The 22,608-nt window shown below is 69.5% G+C and carries 18 protein-coding genes and 1 tRNA gene; 4 read left to right on the forward strand and 15 right to left on the reverse strand.

Going from position 1 to position 22,608, the window contains the following annotated elements:
* Positions 1-191 precede the first annotated feature (191 nt).
* The gene (locus tag CO540_RS07410) at positions 192-773 is read right to left on the reverse strand and encodes a type 1 glutamine amidotransferase domain-containing protein (RefSeq protein ID WP_099161464.1); all 582 of its coding nucleotides are present in this window, start codon (positions 771-773) and stop codon (positions 192-194) included.
* 229 nt (positions 774-1,002) lie between these two features.
* On the opposite strand from CO540_RS07410, the gene CO540_RS07415 reads away from it, so the two are divergent.
* The gene (locus tag CO540_RS07415) at positions 1,003-1,845 is read left to right on the forward strand and encodes an aldo/keto reductase (protein ID WP_099161465.1); all 843 of its coding nucleotides are present in this window, start codon (positions 1,003-1,005) and stop codon (positions 1,843-1,845) included.
* A 143-nt stretch (positions 1,846-1,988) separates the two neighbouring features.
* On the opposite strand, the gene CO540_RS07420 is transcribed toward CO540_RS07415, so the two are convergent.
* The 4 genes from CO540_RS07420 to CO540_RS30840 all read right to left on the reverse strand — a co-directional run bounded on the left by CO540_RS07420 (position 1,989) and on the right by CO540_RS30840 (position 5,904).
* Positions 1,989-3,002, reverse strand: a complete 1,014-nt coding sequence (locus tag CO540_RS07420) for a mechanosensitive ion channel family protein (protein ID WP_253866535.1) — start codon at positions 3,000-3,002, stop codon at positions 1,989-1,991.
* A gap of 72 nt (positions 3,003-3,074) precedes the next feature.
* Positions 3,075-3,734 carry a DUF1345 domain-containing protein gene (locus CO540_RS07425; protein ID WP_253866537.1) on the reverse strand — a complete coding sequence of 220 codons (660 nt, stop codon included), beginning with the start codon at positions 3,732-3,734 and terminating at the stop codon, positions 3,075-3,077.
* A 95-nt stretch (positions 3,735-3,829) separates the two neighbouring features.
* Positions 3,830-5,005, reverse strand: coding sequence for a zinc-dependent alcohol dehydrogenase (locus CO540_RS07430; RefSeq protein ID WP_099161466.1), 1,176 nt, complete (start codon positions 5,003-5,005; stop codon positions 3,830-3,832).
* Positions 5,002-5,904 (reverse strand): SRPBCC family protein, encoded by a 903-nt coding sequence (locus CO540_RS30840; protein WP_253866539.1) that lies wholly within the window; start codon positions 5,902-5,904, stop codon positions 5,002-5,004. The genes CO540_RS07430 and CO540_RS30840 overlap by 4 nt, the downstream gene beginning before the upstream one ends.
* A gap of 425 nt (positions 5,905-6,329) precedes the next feature.
* Here CO540_RS30840 and CO540_RS07440 point away from each other — a divergent pair, with 425 nt between their 5' ends.
* The gene (locus CO540_RS07440; RefSeq protein ID WP_157779078.1) at positions 6,330-7,130 is read left to right on the forward strand and encodes a hypothetical protein; all 801 of its coding nucleotides are present in this window, start codon (positions 6,330-6,332) and stop codon (positions 7,128-7,130) included.
* Between the two features lie 772 nt (positions 7,131-7,902).
* On the opposite strand, the gene CO540_RS07445 is transcribed toward CO540_RS07440, so the two are convergent.
* Positions 7,903-8,577, reverse strand: coding sequence for a GNAT family N-acetyltransferase (locus CO540_RS07445; protein WP_099161468.1), 675 nt, complete (start codon positions 8,575-8,577; stop codon positions 7,903-7,905).
* 559 nt (positions 8,578-9,136) lie between these two features.
* Here CO540_RS07445 and CO540_RS07450 point away from each other — a divergent pair.
* Together CO540_RS07450 and CO540_RS07460 are read left to right on the forward strand one after the other, a co-directional pair.
* On the forward strand, positions 9,137-9,478 hold the full coding sequence (locus CO540_RS07450; RefSeq protein ID WP_157779079.1) for a hypothetical protein: 342 nt from the start codon (positions 9,137-9,139) through the stop codon (positions 9,476-9,478).
* Positions 9,479-9,942: 464 nt separating this feature from the next.
* On the forward strand, positions 9,943-10,530 hold the full coding sequence (locus CO540_RS07460; protein ID WP_253866541.1) for a GIY-YIG nuclease family protein: 588 nt from the start codon (positions 9,943-9,945) through the stop codon (positions 10,528-10,530).
* Positions 10,531-10,825: 295 nt separating this feature from the next.
* Here the strand turns inward: CO540_RS07460 and CO540_RS07465 are convergent, their stop codons facing one another.
* The 9 genes from CO540_RS07465 to cmk form a co-directional block, all read right to left on the reverse strand.
* A complete protein-coding gene (locus tag CO540_RS07465; protein WP_253866543.1) occupies positions 10,826-11,773 on the reverse strand; it encodes a hypothetical protein in 948 nt (315 codons plus the stop codon).
* Between the two features lie 144 nt (positions 11,774-11,917).
* On the reverse strand, positions 11,918-13,447 hold the full coding sequence (locus CO540_RS07470; protein ID WP_099161473.1) for a tetratricopeptide repeat protein: 1,530 nt from the start codon (positions 13,445-13,447) through the stop codon (positions 11,918-11,920).
* Between the two features lie 328 nt (positions 13,448-13,775).
* Positions 13,776-14,360 (reverse strand): hypothetical protein, encoded by a 585-nt coding sequence (locus CO540_RS07475; RefSeq protein WP_099164650.1) that lies wholly within the window; start codon positions 14,358-14,360, stop codon positions 13,776-13,778.
* A gap of 115 nt (positions 14,361-14,475) precedes the next feature.
* On the reverse strand, positions 14,476-14,934 hold the full coding sequence (locus CO540_RS07480) for a hypothetical protein (RefSeq protein WP_099161474.1): 459 nt from the start codon (positions 14,932-14,934) through the stop codon (positions 14,476-14,478).
* Between the two features lie 448 nt (positions 14,935-15,382).
* Positions 15,383-18,214 carry a right-handed parallel beta-helix repeat-containing protein gene (locus CO540_RS30125; protein ID WP_157779080.1) on the reverse strand — a complete coding sequence of 944 codons (2,832 nt, stop codon included), beginning with the start codon at positions 18,212-18,214 and terminating at the stop codon, positions 15,383-15,385.
* Positions 18,211-19,404: a hypothetical protein gene (locus CO540_RS07490; RefSeq protein WP_157779081.1), complete on the reverse strand. Its 1,194-nt coding sequence runs from the start codon at positions 19,402-19,404 to the stop codon at positions 18,211-18,213. Before CO540_RS07490 ends, CO540_RS30125 begins: the two co-directional genes overlap by 4 nt.
* A gap of 838 nt (positions 19,405-20,242) precedes the next feature.
* Positions 20,243-20,316, reverse strand: a tRNA-Pro gene (locus CO540_RS07500).
* Positions 20,317-20,470: 154 nt separating this feature from the next.
* Positions 20,471-21,880, reverse strand: a complete 1,410-nt coding sequence (gene der / locus CO540_RS07505) for a ribosome biogenesis GTPase Der (protein WP_371682274.1) — start codon at positions 21,878-21,880, stop codon at positions 20,471-20,473.
* Between the two features lie 46 nt (positions 21,881-21,926).
* The gene (cmk, locus tag CO540_RS07510; RefSeq protein WP_099161476.1) at positions 21,927-22,607 is read right to left on the reverse strand and encodes a (d)CMP kinase; all 681 of its coding nucleotides are present in this window, start codon (positions 22,605-22,607) and stop codon (positions 21,927-21,929) included.
* Position 22,608 lies beyond the last annotated feature (1 nt).

The following is a 22,608-nucleotide window of genomic DNA, read 5'->3' on the forward strand; positions in this document are numbered from 1 at the left end:
ACGGTCGAAGGACAAGTTCGTCGCTGTCGTGGAACCCGTCCGATGATGGACGCGCGCTGCGGCGATCTGCATCGCGCTGTCGCCTCCCGTCACCGACCGGGCAGCCGAGCGCGCCGGATCCGGTCGGCGTGACGTCTGCCGGTCCGGGGCTCCGGGCCGCGCTGATCCTGCCGCTCCGGAGCCCCACCGGGTCACGCCGTCGTCATCTGACGAACGCGTTCGCCCTTTGCGAACTCCTCGACCATCGTGGCGCAGAAGGCCGGAAGGTCGCTGGGGTTGCGGCTGGTGATCAGGCCGTTGTCGACCTGCACCTGTTGATCCACCCAGTTGCCGCCCGCGTTTCGGATGTCGGTGCGCAGGCTGGGGAACGAGGTTACCGTCCTGCCGTTGACCATCCCGGTCTCGACCAGTGACCAGGGGCCGTGGCAGATCGCGGCCACCGGCTTCTGTTGCTCGAAGAACGCCCGGACGAAGTCCATCGCCTGCTGGTTCATCCGGAGCCGGTCGGGATTGACCGTCCCACCCGGCAGCAGCAGCGCGTCGTAGTCGGCCGCATCGGCCTCGTTCACGGTCCGGTCCACCCGGTAGCGGTTGGCCGGGTTGATGTCCTGGTTCATCGACTGGATCTCGCCGGAATTCAGCGAGACCAGGTGGACCTCGGCCCCCGCCTGCTCCGCGGCGGCCCTCGACTGGGTGTACTCCACGTCCTCCACCCCATCGGCGGCGAGGCAAGCAACCCGCTTGCCGGTCAGTCGCTGCTGGCTCTGTGCCATTTTCTGCGGCCCCCCTTCGCGGTGCCGCCCGGTCGGCGGCACATCGTTCGCTCGCGGCCGCCTTCCCGGTGTCGGGACCGCAAAACGGGCCGCCGCACGCCGTCCGAGGGCGGACAATGCGCACATACGATCGCCGCTGCGCGGAAAAAGGGCCCCGCTTGGAGAGTGCTTCCTGTCCCAGCGGGAAGGCATTCAACCCACTGGCTTCCAGGCTCCGGAAAGGCACGACATGACCCTCGCCGCCGACGCGATCGAACTGCCGTCCGGCCAGACGATGCCCGTGCTCGGTCAGGGCACGTGGTACCTGGGTGAGCGCCCCGAGAGGCGGCGGGACGAGCTGGCCGCCCTGCGCACCGGGCTCGACCTGGGCATGACCATGATCGACACTGCCGAGATGTACGGTGACGGCGCTTCCGAGGAACTCGTCGGCGAGGCGATCGTCGGACGACGCGCCGACGTGTTCCTGGTCGACAAGGTCGTGCCGTCCAATGCCAGCCGACGGGGAACCGTGCAGGCCTGCCGCCGCAGCCTGCGACGACTCGGCGTCGACCACATCGACCTCTACCTGCTGCACTGGCGCGGCAGCCATCCGCTCGCCGAGACGATCGAGGCGTTCGGCGAGCTCGTCGAGGCCGGCGACATCGGGCAGTGGGGCGTGAGCAACTTCGATCTTTCCGACATGCAGGACCTCCTCGAGGCGGGCGGAAGCGCCTGCGCGACCAACCAGATCCTGTACAACCTCACCCGCCGCGGTCCGGAATTCGATCTGCTGCCGTGGCTGCGCGAGCACCAGATCCCGGTGATGGCCTACTCGCCGATCGAGCAGGGCAGGCTGCTCGGCCACCCCCAGGTAGCCGAGGTCGCCGCCCGGCACGAGGCCACGGCTGCTCAGGTCGCGCTGGCCTGGCTGCTGCGGCAGGGGCGGATAGCAGCCATCCCCCGGTCGTCCAACCCCGAACACACCCGGGAGAACGCGGAAGCGCGCGACCTGTATCTCGCTGAGGAGGATGTCGCGGCACTCGACACGGCGTTCCCCGCGCCGGCCGGCCCGCAACCGCTGGAGATGCTGTAACGGCCGGGAGATCCGGCGGTGGAGCGCGAGTTGTCGGTGGCGTCCGGTTCGGCCAGCCCGCACCCGCCTCCGGGACATCGCGGCGCAGTGGCTGGCGAACCGAGTCTCAGCGCGCTCGCGGGGCCGACGGCGCTGGTGTGGGCTCAGGGGTGGAACTCCCCGCGGGTGCGGGGCAGCCACTCGGGGTGGTGGTCACGCAGGTAACGGATGAGCCCCTCACGCACGTCGCAGCGAAGGTCCCACGCGCTCGGTCCGTCGGCCGCCGATGCCTGGACCTGGACGACGACGGTCTGGGGCGTCGCATCCACCATCTGCAGCACCCACTGGTGCCGATCCCACAGTGGTGACGACTCGACGATCCGCCTGGTCTCGGCGCGGAGGTCGTCCAGAACGGCGGTGTGATCGACGTGGATCCGGGTCTCGCCGACCACCCGCGTCTCGTGCCGGGTCCAGTTCTGGAAGGGGTGCTCGGTGAACCAGGTGGTGGGCAGGATGAGCATCCGGTCGTCCCACAGCCGGATGACCACGTTGGTCAGCTTCACCTCCTCGACGCGTCCCCACTGCCCGTCGACCACGATCACGTCCCCCACGTGGAGTCCGTCGGCGAACGCGACCTGGATGCCGGCGAAGGCGTTGCCGAGCGCGGTGCGTGCGGACAGTCCGAGCAGCGCGCCGACGACACCCGCCGAGGTGAGCACGGACAGCCCGATCGTGCGCACCGGAGGGAACGTGGTGAGGGCCAGGCCGATCGCCACGACCGTCACCACGACCGAGGTGAGGCGCCGTACCGGTCGGATCTGGGTGCGGGCCCGGCGGATCCGGCGGTCGGCCCGCGTCTCGCCCGGCAGCCGGCTGAACGCGGCCCTCTCGGCGATGTGCAGGGCGCGGAGCACCAGCCACGTCACGCTCGCGATCAACAGCACCACGACGACGCGTCGAACGATGTGGGGTCCCGTGCCGGGGTACGCGCGGATTCCGACATACAGCCCCGCGAGAAGTAACACGGCGGCGGCGGGGCGGCGGGATGCGCGGTACAGCGGCGCGAGCAGCCAACGGTAGCTACGACCACCGGCGCGACGCTGGACCAGCACGCCGGCCAGCAGGCCCGCTGCGACCACCACAGCCACCGCGACCACCAGGACCGTCCTCGTGGTCACCAACCGACTTTCCTGCCACCGGCGACCGTCATCGGCACTCCCATCCGGCACGCGCAGCACATGCCCCGTGGGTCACGACTGGCCCAGGTTGGTGACCAGGTTGACGGCGACGGCCAGGATGCCGGTCCCGAAGGTGTACGAGAGCAGCGCGTGTCCGAGCGCCACCCGGCGCATGCGGTTACTGGTCGGTTCGTTCTCCCCCGGGGCGTAGGACATGCCGACCGTGAAGGCGACGTATGCGAAGTCGGCGTACGCGGGAGGATCGTCCCGCCCGAAGTCGATGCCACGGCCGTCGCCGCGGTAGTACATCCGGGCGCACTTGAGCGTGAACACCGTGTTCACCAGCATCCACGCCAGCACCACCGCGACGACGCTGAGGATCACCAACGTGACAGCCACCATGTCCTGCTGGTCCGAGGCGCGGACGAGCGCCTCGGCCACGGCGACGAGACTGACAACGGACGCGATCAGGATCGCCGAGTCGGTGGAACGGGAGCGCTGCTCCGCCTCGGCAAGCTGCTCGGTACGCTGCGGGCTCGCCGACCAGCAGGACCGCCACACCCACACGAGGATCGTGCCCGCCGCGATCGTCCAGATCACCAGCAGCGTCAGTTCCGGCGCCCCGGCCAGCGCGGTGACCGTGCCGGCGACGACACCGACGACCAACGACCACACGGCACGCCTGACCGACAGCAGGCGCCCCAGGTCCCGTCCTGCCGATCGCTGCTCCATCCGTTCAGCGTTCCGGCCAGGCCGGGTGGGGCACGGGAAACCTGGAGCTATCACCGGATCGGGCGTGAATCCCGGTGGCCGGATGTGTCTACTCGTCAGGCTTTGAGCACCACCTTTTCGCACTGGTCCTGCTTGTTCTTGAAGATCTCGAAACCACGTTCCGCCTCTTCGAGCGGCAGGGTGTGAGTGATCACCCGAGTCGGATCGATCTCGCCGCGCTCGATGCGCCGCAGCAACGGCTTCATGTAGCGCTGCACGTGGCACTGCCCCGTCCGCAGGGTCAGCGCCCGGTTCATCCACGCGCCGGCGGGGAACTTGTCGAGGAAGCCGCCGTACACGCCGATCACCGATATGATGCCGCCGCTGCGGCACGACATGATCGCCTGGCGTAGCGCGTGGGGGCGCTCGGTCTCGGAGCGGACCGCCTGCTTGACCCGGTCGTAGGCGTGGACGTGCGCGGCACCGTGGGTGGCCTCCATGCCGACCGCGTCGATGCACTTGTCCGGTCCCCGCCCGCCGGTCAGTTCCAGCAGCCGGGACCGCACGTCGACCTCGTCGAAATTGATCGTCGTGTGGCCCGCCCGTTCCGCCATCTGCAGCCGGTACGGCTCCTTGTCGATGGCGATGACCTTCGCGGCGCCGAGCACCCGGGCGCTGTCCATGGCGAACTGGCCGACCGGTCCGGCACCCCACACCGCCACCACGTCGGTCTTCTGAATGTCACACAGGTCGGCACCCATGAAGCCGGTGGGCAGGATGTCGGAGAGGAAGAGCACCTGCTCGTCGGTCAGGTCGGACTCGATCTTCAGCGGACCGACGTCGGCGAACGGCACCCGCGCGTACTGCGCCTGACCGCCCGCGAAGCCGCCCGTCAGGTGCGAATAGCCGAAGATCCCGGCTACCGGATGGCCGAACATCTTCTCGGCGATCCCGGCGTTGGGGTTGGAGTTCTCGCAACAGGAGTACAGCTCGGCGGCGCAGGCGCCACAGTTACCGCAGGCGATCGGGAACGGCACGACGACCCGGTCGCCGACCCGGAGCTTGTTCAGGGGTACGCCCGAGCCGACCTCGACCACCTCGCCCATGAACTCGTGGCCCATGACGTCGCCGTCCTGCATGGTGGGCACGTATCCGTCCACCAGGTGCAGGTCGGAGCCGCAGATCGCGGTGGAGGTGATCTTGACGATCGCGTCGCGATTGTTCAGGATCTTCGGGTCCGGTACGTCACGGACCTTGACCTTGTTGCGGCCCGCCCAGGTGTTCGCCCTCATGCGTCCGCTCCCTTCGCCAGCTCGGCGTCCGACAGCGGTTGCGCTGGACGCTGCGGGAACTCCCTACGGGCCCGTTTGCCCCACGGGGCGCCATCGGAGCGGACCACCTCGCCGGTCTCGAGCACCTGCTTGAGCCGGCGCAGATCGTCGTCGAGTTGCTGGTGCGGCTCCTCGCCGAAGTACTTGGCGACCGCCTTGCCGAGCGCGCCGCCGGGGATGTCGTAGGTCAGGAGCACGTGCACTTCCGTGCTCACACCGTCCGGGGCGGGCAGGAACCGAACCGTACCGGCGTTCGGCACGTCGGCGTTCCCGGTCGACCGCCAGGCGATCCTCTCGCCGGCCACGTCGCCGATGATCTCGGCGTCCCACTCGACGTTCTTGCCGAACGGAGCGCTGGCGGACCAGTGGCTCGTCCGGTCACCGGTGGGCCGGACCTCTTCGAGATGAGCCATGAAGCTCGGCAGCTTGCCCAGGTCGCGCCAGAATGCGTAGACCTCCGAGGGGGGCTTGCGAACGGTTGTCGTGGCTGTCAGCTCCATGGGTCCTCCTCTGCGTGCGCCTCGTGCCGTCGGCCCGGAGCCGGCCTCCTTCGCCCTGGTGGCGTGCACGGCGGTCAGGAGATCCAGCACCGTGATCCCGAGGACAGCGCCGGTGACACCGACGAGCCGCCGTCGGCGGCGCCCGCCCCGGTGGGCGAGGGCCAGTCCGAGCGAGGTCAGGTCCATCGCGTCGCCTACGACCCGGGTCCACGCCCAGAAGCCCTTCCGCCGGCTCGTCAGGAGCCCGGCCGCGTGCACGAGTTCCCGCGCCCCGACGAGCGGCACCATGACCCGAGATGCCGGGGAGTCGTCCACGCCGCTGATCCGGCGCACCGTGTCCGGTGCCGCCAGCTGCGCCACGCCCAGACCGGCACTCATCCAGCCGAGCCCGCGCCCCCGCCGCCGCACCTCCTCCTGCCTGGTCTTCGCTACCTCTCTGACCGCGAGTCGTGTCACGGATGGCCTCCCTGTCCGGTCGCGCCTGGCCGAGCATTTCGGTCCCCTTGGGAACGGGGCGGCGGATTGGCGGGGCCGGCATACCCCCGCGGAGCGCCTGAACCCTGCCGGATCGGCCGTTGCCCAGATCGCACAGCAGGCGCCGGCGACGGTCTACGCGACCAGCGCCACCGGCGCAGGCAGCCGATCTCGCCAACACCGCTGAGCCGTTTGACGCCTCGGCACACGGGTAGACCGCGACCCGGTCCGAGGGGGTGGACCGAGGATCGGAGCCACAGATGGTGGGCTCCGTCCGGTCCGCATGCCGGGCGAGGACCGAGGAGTGCGGGATGGCCGAACCGGAGAACCGGAACAGGGACGCACGGGAGTCGCCCGCGCAACCGCGCGACCACATGGATCCGCAGCGCGACGCCGAGGAGGGCGTCGACGTCTCCGTTCGGGGCCAGAACCTCGGCGCCACCGGCGGGCCGACGGGTGCGAGGCCGGGGGGACACCCCGCCCCACAGCGTGGCGAGCGCGACCTGCCCCGGCCGACCGGCGGACGCAGCAGCAAGACGATGTCAGACCCGGACGTCGTCCTCCAGATCCCGCAGGCCAAGGTCGAACAGATCTACGTCGAGGTCGACAACCTGGACGCCTCCGTCGCACTCCGAGCCCGCCTGGGTAGCCTGCTCCAGCTCGACGTGGGCGTTCAGGCGCAGCTCGGCACGGTGAAGATCGACATCAAGGGCGTCGAGGCCGAGGCGATGCTCGAGGTTCGACTCGAGGAACTCCGCGGCATTCTCGACAGCGCCCTGCACACCATCGAACGCAACCCACAGATCATCGAGTCGCTGGTCAAGACCGTGGACACCGCCGTGAACCAGGTTGGACAGACAGCTCAGCAGGCGCTCGGGCCGCAGGGGCCACTGGCGCGGACGCTCGACCACGTCGGGCAGACGGCGCAGGAGGCGCTGGGGCCCGAGGGACCGCTGTCGCAGACGCTGCACCAGACCGTCGGTGGTGGCCCGGGCGGATCTCCGACCCGAGCCGCCTGGCAACGGATGAAGAGGATGGTCAACAGCAGCCAGCCACTGAGGCACATCACGGCGCGCCTGGTAGGACCTCAGGGGCAACAGCAGCAGAGCTGATCGACATCGATCGTGGTGCATGAACCCTGTGTCAGGTCCTCGGCCGAGCAAAGCGGAGATCCATTCGGATGGGCGATGTCGTGCCAGGACAGACCCAACGCAACCCGATCGTCGTCCGGACCGGCCGCCGGCCGGCCAGAGGACGACGCCTGCCTGCCCGGATTCTCCACCGGGCAACCGATCCGATGCGCCTCCGCGAGCACCCGAGCGATCACCGGACGCGGCCAGGCCGAGGATGACACCCCGGCCCGTCGACCGCGTCGGCTCGAGAACCTCGTCGAACCCGAACAGGTCGGCATCCTTCACCGAAGCCGTCCCGCTCGAAAGCATGGGCGCCCAGGTACCGGGTATCCCCCGGCATGGGTAGCCAACAGCGCAACAAGCATGACAACGGCGGCGAGTCGGCGCGGGGCCGCCGACACCCCGGCAGCGGAGCACGAGGCCGGCAGGGGGCCACGGTGGAGCACTCGCCGAATCAGCGGCACGAGCGCACCGCGACCGGACCAGCCGGCACCGAGCGCGACCACGGTCGGTCGAAGGCGGCCCGGGAAGGGCGGGTCAACCGCCAGGGTACGGGCTGAAACCCCCAACGACGCGATCTTCGCCTCCCGATGACGCACCTGGCTCTCCCTCAACAACATTCGCCACCGGTGGCGCCAGGCCCGCGCCGAAGCCGATTCGGTTGCCGTCGCTCGTCATCCACGCCTGCCGGCCAACTCGGCTGCACCGATGGCCTACAGCCCAACGGACGTGCGGCCACGGGCAGCGGCCATCACCGGGATGCGGCCCGCCTCACGTCCATCAGCTCAAGCACCTCGTCACCGAGTCCGTGGATCGCGATGTCGTCACGCCGGCTCTCCCACCGTTCGCGGTCGAGCACCAGGTTGATCTGCTCCTGGCGGGCACCGTCGAAAGCCCGGATCGTGGTGCCGTTCGACTGATAGCCAAGCGACCACGAGACTCCCAGCGACGGTGCGTTGGTGGACCAGGCGGCGGACTCGGCGCGATCCGCTCCCAGCCCGGCGAACGCGAGATGCAGGATGGCGGCCCGCATCTCCTTGCCGTAGCCACGCCGCTGGAACCGCCGCGCGATCCACGACCCCGTCGAGACGGTCCTGGTGATCCCAAAGTCCTGCGCGCCGATCTCCTGCACCCCGACGCACGCGCCATCGACCTTCACCGCCATGACCAGGTTCCATCTGCGCGGCCGCCAGTCCGCCAGGGACGCCCAGTAGTACCGCAGAAACGACCACTCGGCCTGGGGAGACGGTCCCGACTCCCATCCCGCTACGGGTGAACGCGCCAGAAAGCGGCTCTGCGGATCGTAGATGCCGGCTGCCGCATGGATCGCCAGTTCGGCAAGCTCGTCCTCGCCCGGCACAGCCAGCTCAAGCACGGACGTCGTCACCCGTAGACGGCGCACGGGCCAGACCTCGGCCAATGTCATCCGAGCATCATGCCCTGTCCTGCCCGTCTGCCGTCGCCCGAAGGCGTTGGCGGATCTCGGAGGAGGGCCGGGGTTCGGGGCAGAGCCCCGAGGTCTTCATGGTTCTGGTCGTCCGTCGGCGTGGCCGGGCCGGCGAGGCCCCTTTTGCGGGCCGCCCTGATCCAGAAAGCGAACGATTCGGCAGCCATCCCGGCTGGACACTTCAGACTTGACCCTCGGTCAAGCAGCGCTGGGAACGCTTCACCGTGACCGCGTACCGAGACCCCCCACACGTGGGCGAGTCTCGACGGTCTGACCTTCGCCACGCGCGGCTTCGTCTCCTATAGCCACTGGCTCTCCAGCCCGACGATCGTGCGCAACCGACCACTGACGACTGGTGTCGCCAGTGGGGAAGCTACCCGAGTCGCAGCCGATGATGGCTCCATCGATCTCACCCTGCATCCGCTCATGCCGCTGACCGCGCGCCAGGTCAACGTCCGATCATGCCGGTGAGCGCGCACCGGGAAGGCTGCACGCCGGTATGCTGCGCGCGACGCGAGGGACTTCGGCAGGAGAGGCTGTGACGGGCACTGACACTGGTGTCGTTCGCATGGAGCCGGAGTCCGGTGTGGTCATCGACGAACCCTCGGAAGACGTGATCTTCGAGGCGATGGGCGACCTTGACAGCCGCGAGAACACGTTCCTCACGATCGAGCAGGCTGGCAACGGCCAGGAGTGGTACGTCGTCATCAGCATCGTCGACACATGCGGCTTTGAGATCGAACTGCGCGATGCCAAGACCCGTGAACACGAGCTGTACGTCTCGAACGACCGCAGCAGGATCGCCACGGACGTAACGGTCTGGGTTGCCGGTCGTCCGGCATTCGCCCAGCAACGTGCGGATCGTCTCGAATCCTGGTGAGAGCCGCCGTCGAAGCCAGCCGTGCGCAGCACCCAGATGGCCTCGATCGGGTTTCGCGGATCTACCGCCGACAGCGCGCCGCCCTACCGGCTATCCGCGCAAGTTCCGTCCCTCGGGCTCCATCGACCGCAGCACGTCCAAGGGTGTGCGGCCGGTTGCCCCGGCCAGAGCAGTGATCGCCGCCGCGGCGAGGGCGGTGAGGGTCAACGCGTGAACCAAGCCGTCGACGCGAACCGCTGCCTCGGTGATGTTGTAGACATCGGCGTCCGCGTCCGTGAGATGAGCAGCGACACCGCTGACCGCAGTTCGGTACGCCTCGTCGCCGGGTCTTCGCCGATCCCGAGTCATGGATCGAGTATCCCCACGATCCCTCCAACACTCACGGAGCGCCCGCTTCTTCCGCCGAATGATCGTCAGGCCTGCACCTGCGAGTCCGGATCCGTCCGGGACCTACGATGGTCTCGATGACCATTCCTGAACGTCGGCCCGGCGACGTCCCCACCGGCGAAGCCCGGGTCGACGAGGCCCTGCGGCTGCTCTCCGGCGTGCCGCTCGAACTCGATGTCGCCGTCAAGCGGCTCAGCCGTGGCAGCGGCCTCTACGCCTGGTGGGCTGCTCCCTCGGTCTTTCCCGACCTTCCCGGGCCGCCGAATGAGAACGTCCCGTCGTTACGGCTGCTGTACCTCGGACGTGCCACCAGCCTGCGGGGGCGGATCCTGCGCAACCATCTGAGGCGTTCGGGCAGCTCGACTCTGCGCCGTACCCTGGCCGGGCTCCTTGTGTCCGAGGGATACCGGACGACCTGGACCGACCGGGTCGTCCTGGTCCCCGAGGATGAGGCGCGGCTGACCAGGTGGATGCACACGCACCTGCGCCTGACGTGGGCGCAAGACGCGGAACCGGCGACCATCGAGGCCGAACTCGTCCGGCGTGTGCACCCCCCGCTCAACGTCCACGGCGTCGACCCCGAGCACATCCAGGCGGCCGTTGTCGCCGCCAAGAACTCGTACGACACCAGCAGCAGCCCGGCCGAGCCTCCGCGAACGCCGTAACTGGTTGCCCGGCATGCGGACGGGTGCAGGTGCGCGCTGAGGTTTCCCCGGGCTGCCGGAGGCAGCGACCGGCCGCGGAATCCGTGAACCCAGCGTGAGCACAGGATGCGCCAGCACCTGCCCGCACTTCGAGGTACCCGCGCCCCTGGGGTACGCAGTTCATCGAACCGCTCGATGAGGCCAGCGATGTCCGACCGCTCCGCTGCGACGAAGGTCCCTGTCGTCGGGGACGTGGCACTCCACGACATGTTCACCCGGCAGATCCCTCGATGATCACGACGACCCGCGCCACACGCTAGTTCTCGTAGGGGTCCCAGTGGGCGGCGTATCGCAGTAGCGAGCGTGCCAGGTCGGGATTGGCTGCCGCCCACCGATTGTCGAACAGGAACCACTGGTCGAAACCGAAGAAGCCGTCGATGTATCGGGCGACCTGCGCGATGTGCGTATCCAGCCGTATCAGCGATTCGGTGGGACGCTCCGCGTGCAGCAGGTCGGTCATCTCCCGGTGAACGGCCTCGTGCGTAGGCATCCGGTCGAGACTGGCAGGTGACGGGGCGTAACCAGGCAGCTGGCCGTAGCGCTCCAACGCCCGACCCACATCGTGCTCCCCGGGAGCGACAAGCGCCCGCAGCAGCCGGACGTCGTGTGGCCATCGGTGGCTGCCGGGGTCGTCGACGGCCAGGTGGGCGGCGAGGTCCGGCAGGCTCACGCCGGGAAACTGGACGGCACCGATCAGATCCAGGTTGCGATACAGGTCAGGCGACTGCCAGCACAGGCGGACCGAGAAGGTGCAGTCCGTGCCGGGCGGGGCCAGCCGGACGGCGCGGACGGGAACGTTGTGACTGAAGGCGGTCTCTGACCTCCCCGCGTCGGTGGGCAGCGGCCACGTGTCGTGCAGGAGGAACGCGAGCCGCTCAGGTGAGGCAGCGGCCGCGTCGTCGTCGACGAAGTAGTAGGCCAGGTCCACCTCGTCGTCATCGGTCCGCACCCTCAGCGCGTGCTCACCGAGCCGAATGAGGTCCCCGGTGTCGTCGCCCTCCACCCACAGGTACTCGGTCAGCAACTGCCGCAGCTCGTCCACCGACTCCGGCGGCGGCAGGTTACGCTCCCCGACCTCCTCGAAGATCGACTCCAAGCCGTACACGTCGCCGCCCAACTCGCTGTCGATCCACTCCTTCGGGTCCTCGTGCTCCCAGCCGCGGCGAAACCAGTCGAGCACGGTCGCATCAGGCAGGGTGACCACTCGCTTACCGAGAGGAGAGCCCTCTCGCCAACGGCACACGAAGTACATGCGGCGACCCTAGGCAGCGGATCCGACAGGATCTTCCCGACCGCACCGGACGGCCACTCCGGAACCAGCACGGGTTGCCGCACGCGGTGGAGTCGCTCAGCCGGAGGCCGAAGCGCCTTGCTGGTACTCCGCCCACAGCTCCTGCGCCTCCCGCGCCATCGCCTGCGCACGGCGTGCCTTCTTCTTGCTGAAGCTTGGCGTGTCCCCGGGCCGTCGAGTCTGCCGCGATCCTCGACCGGACAGTTTGCCGAGCCGTGCCGCCTGATCCTCCAGCGCATACGACAAAATCTTGAGATTGGCGGCCCGGTTACCGGCCACAGCCTCGCGAGCGACCGCGATCGCTTCCTCGCCCATCGCCAACGCCTCGACCGTGCGGCCCGCGTCGTTCAGCCACACCGCCTGTCGCCTCAGCATCTCCGCGTGTCGCGACACCATCGCGGGCCGGTTGACCGCCGCGACCTCACGGTGCAGTTCGAGCGTCTCCTCGCCAACGGCCAGGGCCTCGTCGAGCCGTCCGGACTTGGCCAGGCCGTTAGCCAGGTTCGACAGCGACAGCGCCAGGTTCCCCACGTGCCCGGCCCGGTTGTCCGCAACGAGCTCCCGACGCAGCTGCACAGCTTCCGTCGTGAAGGCGAGGCTTGCCTGTCGATCCTCGGTAGCGGCTCCCAGGTTGCCCACCGCCTCCGCCAGCCCTGACAGGTATGCCTCCCGGTCGACAACGGCCAGTGCGCGATACAGCTCCACCGCCTCACCGGTCGTGGCCGCGGCCTCCGCCCGCCGGCCCATCTCGCCGAGCCGCCCGCCGTACGTGTCCAGGCACGAGGCGAGCAGCGGCTGATGGGTCTCCGGCTGTGCTGCGACAAGTTCACGACTCACCTCGACCGCCTCCGCGGCCGCCGCCAGAGCCTCCCCCGATCGTCGTACTCCCGCCAGGTAAACCGCCTGGTTCTTGAGGGCGATCGCCGGGTAGACGAGACGCCGCGGCTGGCTGCCCGTCATCGACTCACGGAAATGCGTGACCGTCTCGGCGCCGACGTCGACCGCCTCCTCCCACCGCCCTGCCTCGAACAGCCGGTTCGCGTGCAGGCTCAAGACCCTGCCCAGTGCGTCGTGCATTTGCGAGCCGACCGGTTGATCCACAGCCAGCCCGCGCAGCAACTGCAGGGCACGGTCGCTGACCTGCAGCGCCTCGGCGTGCTGGCCGGTCGCCGCCAACGCCATCGCGTAGGGCTCGAGCAGCCGCGACAGCAGCACGTCAGGACATGCATCCACCAACGCCAGCGCCTCACGGCAGGCAGCCAGCGCCTCCGACGCCCGGCCACAACTCATCAGTCGCCTGGCGAGCGCGTCAAGGGCCTCCGCGAACTGCTCCTCGTGACGGCGGTCGATGGTGTAAAGCTCCCGGGCCAGCCGGACCGCCTCCTCGGCACGCTCCAGTGCCTCCACCAGCCGGCCAGCATCCGACAAGTAGTAGGACAGGTTCGTGCATGCCAAAACGAGGGTGGGCAGACCGGCGCCACGGTCCCGCGCTGTCACGCCATACAACATCTCCACAGCCCGGCGACCCGTCTTGACCGCATCGTCGAAACGGCCAGCGCGCGACAGCTGCACCGCCTCATCAACCACCGCCCCGACCTGACGCAGCGAAGCGTCATCCCGCGCTCCCCGCCGCAGCCATCTCCGCCAACCCGTCAACTCCACACGGGCGAATATAAGCGCCAACGATCAATACCCGAGGCCGGTGAAGCCGTCGTCGCACTCAGGGTGTTCTCGTTCGATGGCGCATGCATGAAGGCCGAGCCCATTGGTGCCCGACCTGACGGGTGAAATCCGCATGTTCGGCCCCCGGCGCGGGCCGTAACGGCGCCCACGCTGCGGCATGGCCGGCGAGCCGAAGCACCACGCGAACCGTCACCCTTGCTGATGTATGGGGTGGTCGGCGGTGACGGCGGCCTCACCTCCAGGAGGGGTTCCGGCTCGGCAGCCAAGGACCGAACAGCGACTCGTACTCCTCACCGGTCTCATCGGTGAGGACAAAGCCAGGGGCGGTCCCAGCAACCGCATCACGTAAGCGAGTCAGCAGCACCGGGATAGTTCCCAATTCCAACGACAGCGCCATCGCGAGCCGGCGCCGTTGGGTTTCGGCGTCCGAGCGTTTCCTCAGCTCGTCGCGTTGTAGGTGCTGCGCAGCGGATCGCATGGTCGCCAGATCCCCGCCGCCGGAGAACTTCAGGCAGTCCCGCCAGGACGGCAGCCCGATCATGACCGGCAGCGCTTCGGCCAAGCTCCAGCCGATCAGGCCTGCCTGTCCCTCCGAGTTGGCATACAAGACCGGACGGACCGGGCGGCGTTCACCGCACAGGAAGAACCTCCCGCCCGTGAAGTCACCCGCTACGCCTTCCAGAGGCTGCCTCGACGACAGCCGGACAGCCTGACCGTGATCACCACGCGTGAGGTCGAACTCGCAGACTTCTGACAGCAGCTCCGCAAGACTCGGATCACAGCGGACCGATTCCAGGAGCTCGTCATCGCTCTTCACGCGGCGCACGGTAACAGTCCGCCGGGTCCGCGGGTTCCATCGATCTGCGTTCTCGACATCCCGCTCACCGACGCGACCAAGGACAACCTCGACCGCTCATCTCGAGGAGGTGCGCTCAGACCTGTTCCAGTTCGATCGTGAGGCGCCGGGGGGCCCGTACGCCGGCCAGCGCCCACGCCCAGCCGGGAAGGCCGAGAGCCGCGGCGAAGAAGTCCTCGAGAGGCATGCCGAAGGACCACAGGACACTGGACCCGAGCGCTTCGGTCTCGGCGCTGGGAATCCATTGGAAAGTACATCGCAGTTGCCAGATCACATCCCGGTCGGCGGAGTCGATGAACTGCCGGGTGAGGTCGGCACAGAACTGATGCACCCCGTCGAGGTCGAACGTCCCGCTCTGGGCGAGGACCCCGTCACCGTCCTCCTCGGGCGACACCGAGTCATCGACCGGAACGGAGGCGAATCGCTGAAAGACCTCGACCGTCGTACGCACGGCGTCAGCCGGGATCTCGCCAGGGCGTACCCCGGCGAGGTCGAGCATCGACGTCAGCAGCGACTTCGTTTCGCTGATCAACACGATCCCATCATGGGCTCGAAGGGCAATGCTGATGAGGCCAGGCCCGACAGGGCGCGATCAGGCAGAGCGCCAGCCGGTCAACAGAGGCCGTTGACGGCGTTCAGGACGCGGCGTAGCTCGACTGGTTCGGGACAGCAGGCGAGGACGCCGCAGCCGTAGGCCGGATCGAATAGCCGGTGGTAAGGGTCCCGCAAGAGGCGAGCCCTTGCGTCGAGGGCCTCACGTGCTGCCCCGGGCCATAGCCGTGTTCGCTCCAGTTGGGCGATTGCGGCGCGGCCGCGTGTACTGAGGCCGGGGAGTCCGGGAACGGGCTGGTCGAGGTCACGCCACGCGGTCGCCGGCCACCCGAACCTGCCGGCCCACGTGCGTCGCGTCTTACTCGCGGATTCGAGCGAGTGGGTGGAGCAGGCCAGATGAGTTGCGGAATCAGGTGCAACAAGCTCTTCGATCATGAAGGCGGGGCGTGGGCGCCGGGCTCGCCTGGCGGGGCGTCGAGGGCCAGCCTCAGCGCCGCCTCGACCGGATAGACCGGGCAGTACAGCGGAGTGTCTGTGGCCGGCGGGGCCGCGTCCTTCGCCTCGAACGCCTTGCGGGCCCGGCCGAGGTCCGCGAGCAGGTCGGCCACTGACGGTTCCTTCTTCGGCTCCGGGGGCGCCGCCTCGACGGGTGCCTCCGTCTCCGGCGCCGTGATCGAGACGCCGAGCGCCGCCGCGGCGGCGTTGAGCCCGTCCTTCGGCATCGCGGCGGCCAGCGCCGAGAGGCGGCCGACGGCCTGGTCGGCGTACGCGGCGTCGACCGGCACCGCCGGCAGCTCGAACCGGGTTCCGGTCTGAGCGCCGAACGGGGCGTCGCGGAACACCCGGTCGCGGTTCTCGGCGTCGACGAGCACGTGGCGGCCGTCGTGGACGTCGGCGTACAGGTTGGCGGCGAGCACGTTCCCGTCGAGCAGCAGGTTCTGGTCGGGCACGGTCGCGCGGACGGCGATGCTGTCGGCGAAGGCGAGCACGTTGGCCTCGACCCGCATGACACCCCGGCCGGAGATGTCCAGCAGGCAGCCGGTCGTGGACCGCCCGGTCGAGGCCCGGCCGGTGGGGTCGGCGGCGAACAGGACCGTGTTGCCGCGGATGGTCCAGGGGCCCGCGCCGGGCGCCTGGATACGGACGGCGGTGCCGCTCGTGTTGACGACCACGTTGTTCTCGAACGTCCCGTACGCCGCACTGAGCTGCACGGCGCAGTACGCCGCGTTGGCGAAGACGCAGTTGCGCACGGTGATGCCACCGCTGCCGCCGCGCAGGTCGAGCAGCGCCGCCGACTGGGAATGGCCCGCGTCGAGGGCGCCGCTGTCGGCGTACGCGTTGTAGGTCGCCCCGTCGAACATGAACCCGTCAAGGATGAGGCCCTCCCCCGAGTCCTCGCCGGTGAGCACCGGATCGCCGAAGATGCCCTTCGCCTTGGTCTCCGGAGTGAGCACGAAGCGCACGGGGTGTCGCCAGGGGTCGCGCGCGGCGAACTCGGCGTCCCACCCGCCCAGCAGCGTCAGGTTGCGTACGGGGATGCGCCACGTGCCCGACCGCAGGCGGCCCGTGTACTCACCTGCGGCGACGAGGATGCGGTCGCCCTCGGCGGCCTTTTCGAGGGCCTGGAACGGGTCGCGGAACGGCGCCTCGCGGCTGCCGTCCCCGCCGGAGGATCCGGCCCGCACGAACCAGTCGCGGCCGGCCGGCCGGGGCGGATCGGGGGCCGTGACGTCGAGCACGGGCGCGAGGGAGTCGAGGACGATGGTGGCGCTCTGACGCCCGCCGGGCGGCGTGAGGCGATACGTGCCACGGAGCAGGTACGTGGACTCGACGTCGAGGCCGCGCGAATACCGTACGGCCTCCTCAGTCTGGTGATGGACGAGGCCGTAGCGCGGGGCGAGCGCCCACCACGGGCTGTTGTCGGTGCCGGGCTCGTAGACGGCGACGCCGATGTGCGTCTCCGCGAGCTCGGGGAGGATCTGCGTGTTCTGGTCGAAGCCGACCCCGGCCCGCACCTGCACCGGGGCCCCGGCGAGCGCCGGGTCGGCCTCGTAGAGCCGCGCCCAGTCGACGGCCTGGTACGCCGGACCGGCCGGGAGCTCGGTGAACGGCTCCGGCGCCGCCAGGTCGGCGGGGTGCGCGCCCGGCGCCGCGCCGACCGCGAGGGCGAGCACCTCGGCCGGGGCGAGCCGGCGCATGACGGGCCGCTGAACGTCACGGTCTGATGTGGACGACAACTCGCCGAGGCCGGCCGATTTCCGCAGCGCGTTGAGGGCGGCGATCGGCGGGCGCTCGTACGTGACGGCGACGTCCACCGTGTACGTGTCGAGCCACGCCGCCGGGAGCCCGGTCAGCTGTGGGTCGCCGACGGTGTTGCCGGCCGCCGAGCGCAGGCCGACGTCTTCGAGTTCCGCGGCGTACTCCTCGGTGAGCTCGGCCTCCGCGCCCGACACCCGGCTGCGCACGATGTCGCGCGGTGTGGCGAAGAACAGGTTGCGGTCGATGGCGATCTGCCCGACGTCGCGCAGGCAGGCGACGGCCGCGTTGCCGCAGCCGACGAACACGTTGTCGGCGATCGCGGCAGCGCCGTTGACCCGTACGCCGACGGCCCGGTCGGCGCCGGAGCCGCGCGGCGGGTCGGAGTCGTCGTGGGCGAAGGCGAAGGTGTTGCGGCTGACCGCGGCCGGGGTCTCGGGGGCGCCGTCGCGGACGGTGAGCAGGCTGAGGCCGACGCAGTTGACGACGATGTTGTTCTCGAAGACCACGGAGTCGCCGCCGAGCTCGACGGCGCCGGAGCTGCCGTTGGCGAAGCAGCAGTCGCGGACGGTGATGCGCTCGCCGCGCAGGCTCACCAGCGGGCCGTCCCCGTAGGAGGCGCGCTGCAGGCCGCCCTGCTCGTCGTAGTCGTCGCGCCCGGCCCCGTCGAAGAACAGCCCGTCCAGGACGAGGCCGTCGTGGCCGCCGATGCCCTGGAGCATGTTCGGCTCGTTCGGGACGCGCAGGCCGGTCTTTGCCGCGAAGACCGTCGGTGTCTGCCAGGGGGTACGGCGGGCGAAGTCGGGGCTGTATCCGCCGAGCAGGGTCAGCTCGGGGGTGTCGACGACCCACGAGGAGCGCTCGCCACGCCCGGTATAGGTGCCCGCCGCGATGTGGATGCGGTCGCCGGGCGCAGCCTGCCGCAGCGCGAGCCACGGGTCGTGGAACGGCCGGGCCCGGGTGCCGTCGCCGACCGGGCCGCCCGCCGCGACGAAGAGGTCGGTCATGACTTCTTCACCTCGTCGTCGGCTTCCTCCGTCTTGTCCGCGAGCAGCTTGAAGCCCACCTTGACCGCGTCTCTGACCTGTGCGAACGCGGCGAGGCCCGTCTGCTTGTAGGGTCCCTCGGCCAGGTCCTTGACGTATTCCTCCTCGGTCGCCAGCAGCGACTCCAGGGATTCCGAGGCCTTCTTCAGCTCCTCGTTGAACTTCGCCAGCGTGCCCGGATCATCGGTCAGCTGGGCGAAGGCGTTGGTGCTCTCCTCCACGAGCGTGGGGAAGAGCTCGTCGTAGAGCTTGCTGGACTGCTCCTTGGCCGCCTCGGCCCGCGTGTCGAGCCCTCGGTCGAGGACGTTCTCCTTCATCCAGTCCCAGTCGGTGGCCCGGTAGTCGCCGGACGCGCCGATGCCGCGCCAGTTCCCCGCCGCCTCGGCGCCGCGGGCGAAGAGCTTGTCGATCCAGTCCTCGTCGAGCTGTTCGCGGGCCGCGGTCAGCAGCTTGATGTTGTCGACCACCGTCTGCTTCGCGGCACGCTTCTGCTTGGCGGCCATGAGGTTCTCCGCGGTGAGCTTCTCGAAGTTCTTGATCGCCTCGTTGGCGGCTTCCTTGGACGACGGGTCCTTCATGAAGAGGACGATCAGGCGGGCGCCCGAGGTCGGGAGGTATTTGACGAGCAGGCTCTTGACCGTGTCCTGGATGGAGCCGAAGTTCTTGAGGAGCAACTGCTCGACGATCGCGTCGTTGCTGCGCGCGTTCTTGAGGTCCTCCTCGCACTTCTTGATGAGCGCGAGGTCGGCCTCCAGGACCTTGCTCATCAGCGCGGCGACCTCGGGGACGTCGAGCCGGGCGACCTGCGCCCAGATCTTGCGCTCCCCGGCGAGGAAGTCACGCGGGCCGACCGCGGTCCACCGTTCGTCGACGGACATCGCGTTGGCCTGGCTGTCCTCCAGCACCGACCGGATGTCCGATTCGAGGCGCTCCATCAGCGCCTCGGCCTGCTCGCAGTTGGTCTCCCACCGGTCGGTCAGGCCGTCATAGCCCGGTTGCTCCAGCTTGGAGAGCATCTCCTCGAACAGCTTCTCCCGATCGGTGTCGAAGCGTTCCAGCAGATCCAAGACCTTGTCGAGGATGTCCTCCTCGAACCCCGTGGCGCGCATCCGCTGCTCAACGAGCTCGCGGGCGTCATCGACATCTTCCACAAACTTCAGCGTAGGAGCCCTCGGTCACCCGGGGCAGTCGTGAACCCGATCCCTGCCAGATCAAGGATCCGACCTATGCCGCCGCTCGGTGAAGACTGACTCCGGAAGTCGTCGACTCTTCGGGAGTGCACCATGTCATCCCTGTTCAGCGGACCGATACTTGGTGTTCGTATGCGTCACGCAGTCGCAAGTGCTGCCCGGTCTTCGCGGTGAACCGGACGTCCTTCTGGCTCGCGTCGTTGGCGAACGCGCCAGTGGCACGGCAGGCCGGGTGGGATTACCCGCGGCATGGGCCGCCCCTGACCCGCTGACCGGCCGGACCGGCCCGCCGGGGACACCCTCTCCGAGCGGGCCGGTCCTTCTTGTTGTCCGGAACGCGCCTGCAACTGTCGAAATCCCGGCCCGCTCAAGGCATGCTGCCTCTGGGAGGTCCACAGTGCGAGGGCACGGGCGGACGGGAGACTGCCGTGGAAGAGCTTCAGGTGCGCCTCGTGCGGACAGGACATCAAACCCGCCGTCGTCTGCCCGCACTGCGGCGCCCATCAGCCGCAGTGGGCCGAGCACCTGGCCGACATGGATCGGTCCATCGCCGAGATGCAGGCCCGTGACCTACTACATCGCCAAGCCCGTCCAAGCCCCGGACGTGTCCGGCATCCTCGAGCGACTCGGCACCAGCCGGAAGGGGCCGCAGTCACCAGCAGCATGCAACGATGCACACCGATGACGAACTTGGTTGCCGTACCCCGTAAATGGGGGGTTTTCGGGGGGCGGTTCAAAGCTTCATAGAAGAAGATCAAAGCCCTGACCAGCATTCTCGCTGGTCAGGGCTTTTTTCTTGTCGGGACGGCCGGATTCGAACCGACGACCCCTTGACCCCCAGTCAAGTGCGCTACCAAGCTGCGCCACGTCCCGATGCCCCCGCGCGGTCTCCGCCGCGGCAGCCGGTACAGCTTAGCGCAGGATCTTCGCACCGTGCGCGCAGGCCCCTCCCGCGCCACACCCCCTAGAGCGTCCTAGGAGGGTGGCCTGCCGGGCAAGGGCCGGCAGGCCACCTGCGGTGGGAGGATCAGCCGTGCGCCTTGCCTCGGCCGCCCGGGCCGAGCTTCTTGCGGGGGCGTACGGAGATGTCGATCGGGCTGCCCTCGAAGCCGAACTCCTCGCGCAGCTTGCGCTCCACGAACCGCTGGTAGCCGGCGTCCAGCGGACCGGTGGTGAACAGCACGAACCGCGGCGGCGCCACCCCGGCCTGGGTGGCGAACAGGATGCGCGGCGCGCGTCCGCCGCGTACCGGGTGCGGGGTGGCCTGGACCAGCGCGGTGAGCCACTGGTTGAGCTGCGCGGTCGGGATGCGGGTCTCCCAGCTGGCGAGGGCCTTGCGCAGCGCGGGGGCGAGCTTGTCGACGGCGCGGCCGGTGCGCGCGGACAGGTTCAGCCGGATCGCCCAGGGGATGCGGCGCAGCTCCCGGTCGATCTCCTTGTCCAGGTAGTAGCGGCGGTCCCCGTCGACCAGGTCCCACTTGTTGAACGCGATGACGAGTGCCCGGCCGGACTCCACGACCATGGTGAGGATCCTCTGGTCCTGCTCGCTGATCACCTCGCTGGAGTCCAGCAGCACCACGGCCACCTCGGCCGCCTCGATCGCCGAGGCCGTCCGCAGGCTGGCGTAGTATTCCGTGCCGCTGGCCTTGCCGACCCGCTTGCGCAGGCCGGCGGTGTCGACCAGCTGCCAGGTCTCGCCGCCGATCTCGACCAGGCTGTCCACCGGGTCGACGGTGGTGCCGGCGACCGAGTCGACCACCGCGCGCTCCTCGCCGGAGAAGCGGTTGAGCAGGCTGGACTTGCCGACGTTGGGTCGGCCCACCAGGGCGACCCGGCGTGGGCCGCGCGGGCGGTTCTCCACGATCTTCGGCGCCTCGGGCAGCGCGTCCAGGATCGCGTCGAGCAGGTCGCCGGAGCCCCGGCCGTGCAGCGCCGAGACCGGGAACGGCTCACCGAGACCGAGCGACCACAGCGACGTGGCCTCCATCTCGATGGTGGTGTTGTCGGCCTTGTTGGCCACCAGGATGACCGGCTTGGCGCTGCGGCGCAGCATCTTCACCGCGGCCTCGTCCACGTCGGTGGAGCCGACCATGGCGTCGACCACGAACAGCACCACGTCGGCGGTGGCCACGGCGATCTCGGCCTGCGCCGCGATGGCGGCGGCCCGGTCCTTGGCGTCGGGCTCCCAGCCGCCGGTGTCCACCACGGTGAACGCCCGGCCGTTCCACTGCGCGTCGTAGGGCACCCGGTCCCGGGTCACGCCGGGGATGTCCTCCACGACCGCCTGCCGGCGGCCGATGATGCGGTTGACCAGTGTGGACTTGCCCACGTTGGGGCGGCCGACCACGGCCACCACCGGCTGCGGGCCGGTCGGCTCACCGGAGTCGACCTCCGGCTCGCGCAGCTCGACCCAGCCGCCGAAATCGTCGTCGCTCACGCCGCGTCACCCTTCGTCCGCGTCTGCGACACCCACGAGAATCCGCTCACGCGACACCCCGCTCGGTGAGCATCTGGCGCAGGCGGGCGACGACCTCGTCGATGCCCAGCTCGGTGGTGTCCAGCACCACCGCGTCGGGCGCCTGCTGGAGCGGGTTTACCTTGCGGGTCGAGTCCAGCCGGTCCCGGCGGGCCAGGTCGGCGGCGGTCGCCGCGACGTCGGCGGCGTCCTCGGCGCTGCGCCGCTGGGCGCGGGCCGTCTCGGAGGCGGTCAGGTAGACCTTCAGGTCGGCGTCGGGCGCCACCACAGAGCCGATGTCGCGGCCCTCCACGACGATCCGGCCCGCCTCGGCGATCATGCGCCGCTGCCGCTCCACGAGCAGCTCGCGGACCGCGCCCACGGCGGCCACCGCGGAGACCGCGCCGGTCACCTCCGGGCCGCGGATGTCGGTGGACACGTCGGTGCCGTCGACGGTCACCGCGTACCCCTGGGGGTCGGTGCCGAGGCGCAGGTCGGCCTCGCCGGCGACCTTGGCCACCGACTCGGCGTCGGTCAGCTCCACCCCGGAGCGCAGGACCGCCCAGGTCAGCGCCCGGTACATGGCGCCGGTGTCGAGATAGCGGGCGCCCAGGCTCACCGCCAGTCGCCGCGACACGGTGGACTTCCCCGAACCGGACGGCCCGTCCACAGCGACCACACATCGCCCGGCCGGTACGTTTTCCTCCACC

The sequence above is a fragment of the Micromonospora sp. WMMA2032 genome (assembly GCF_002688545.1).
GTDB lineage: Bacteria > Actinomycetota > Actinomycetes > Mycobacteriales > Micromonosporaceae > Micromonospora > Micromonospora sediminicola.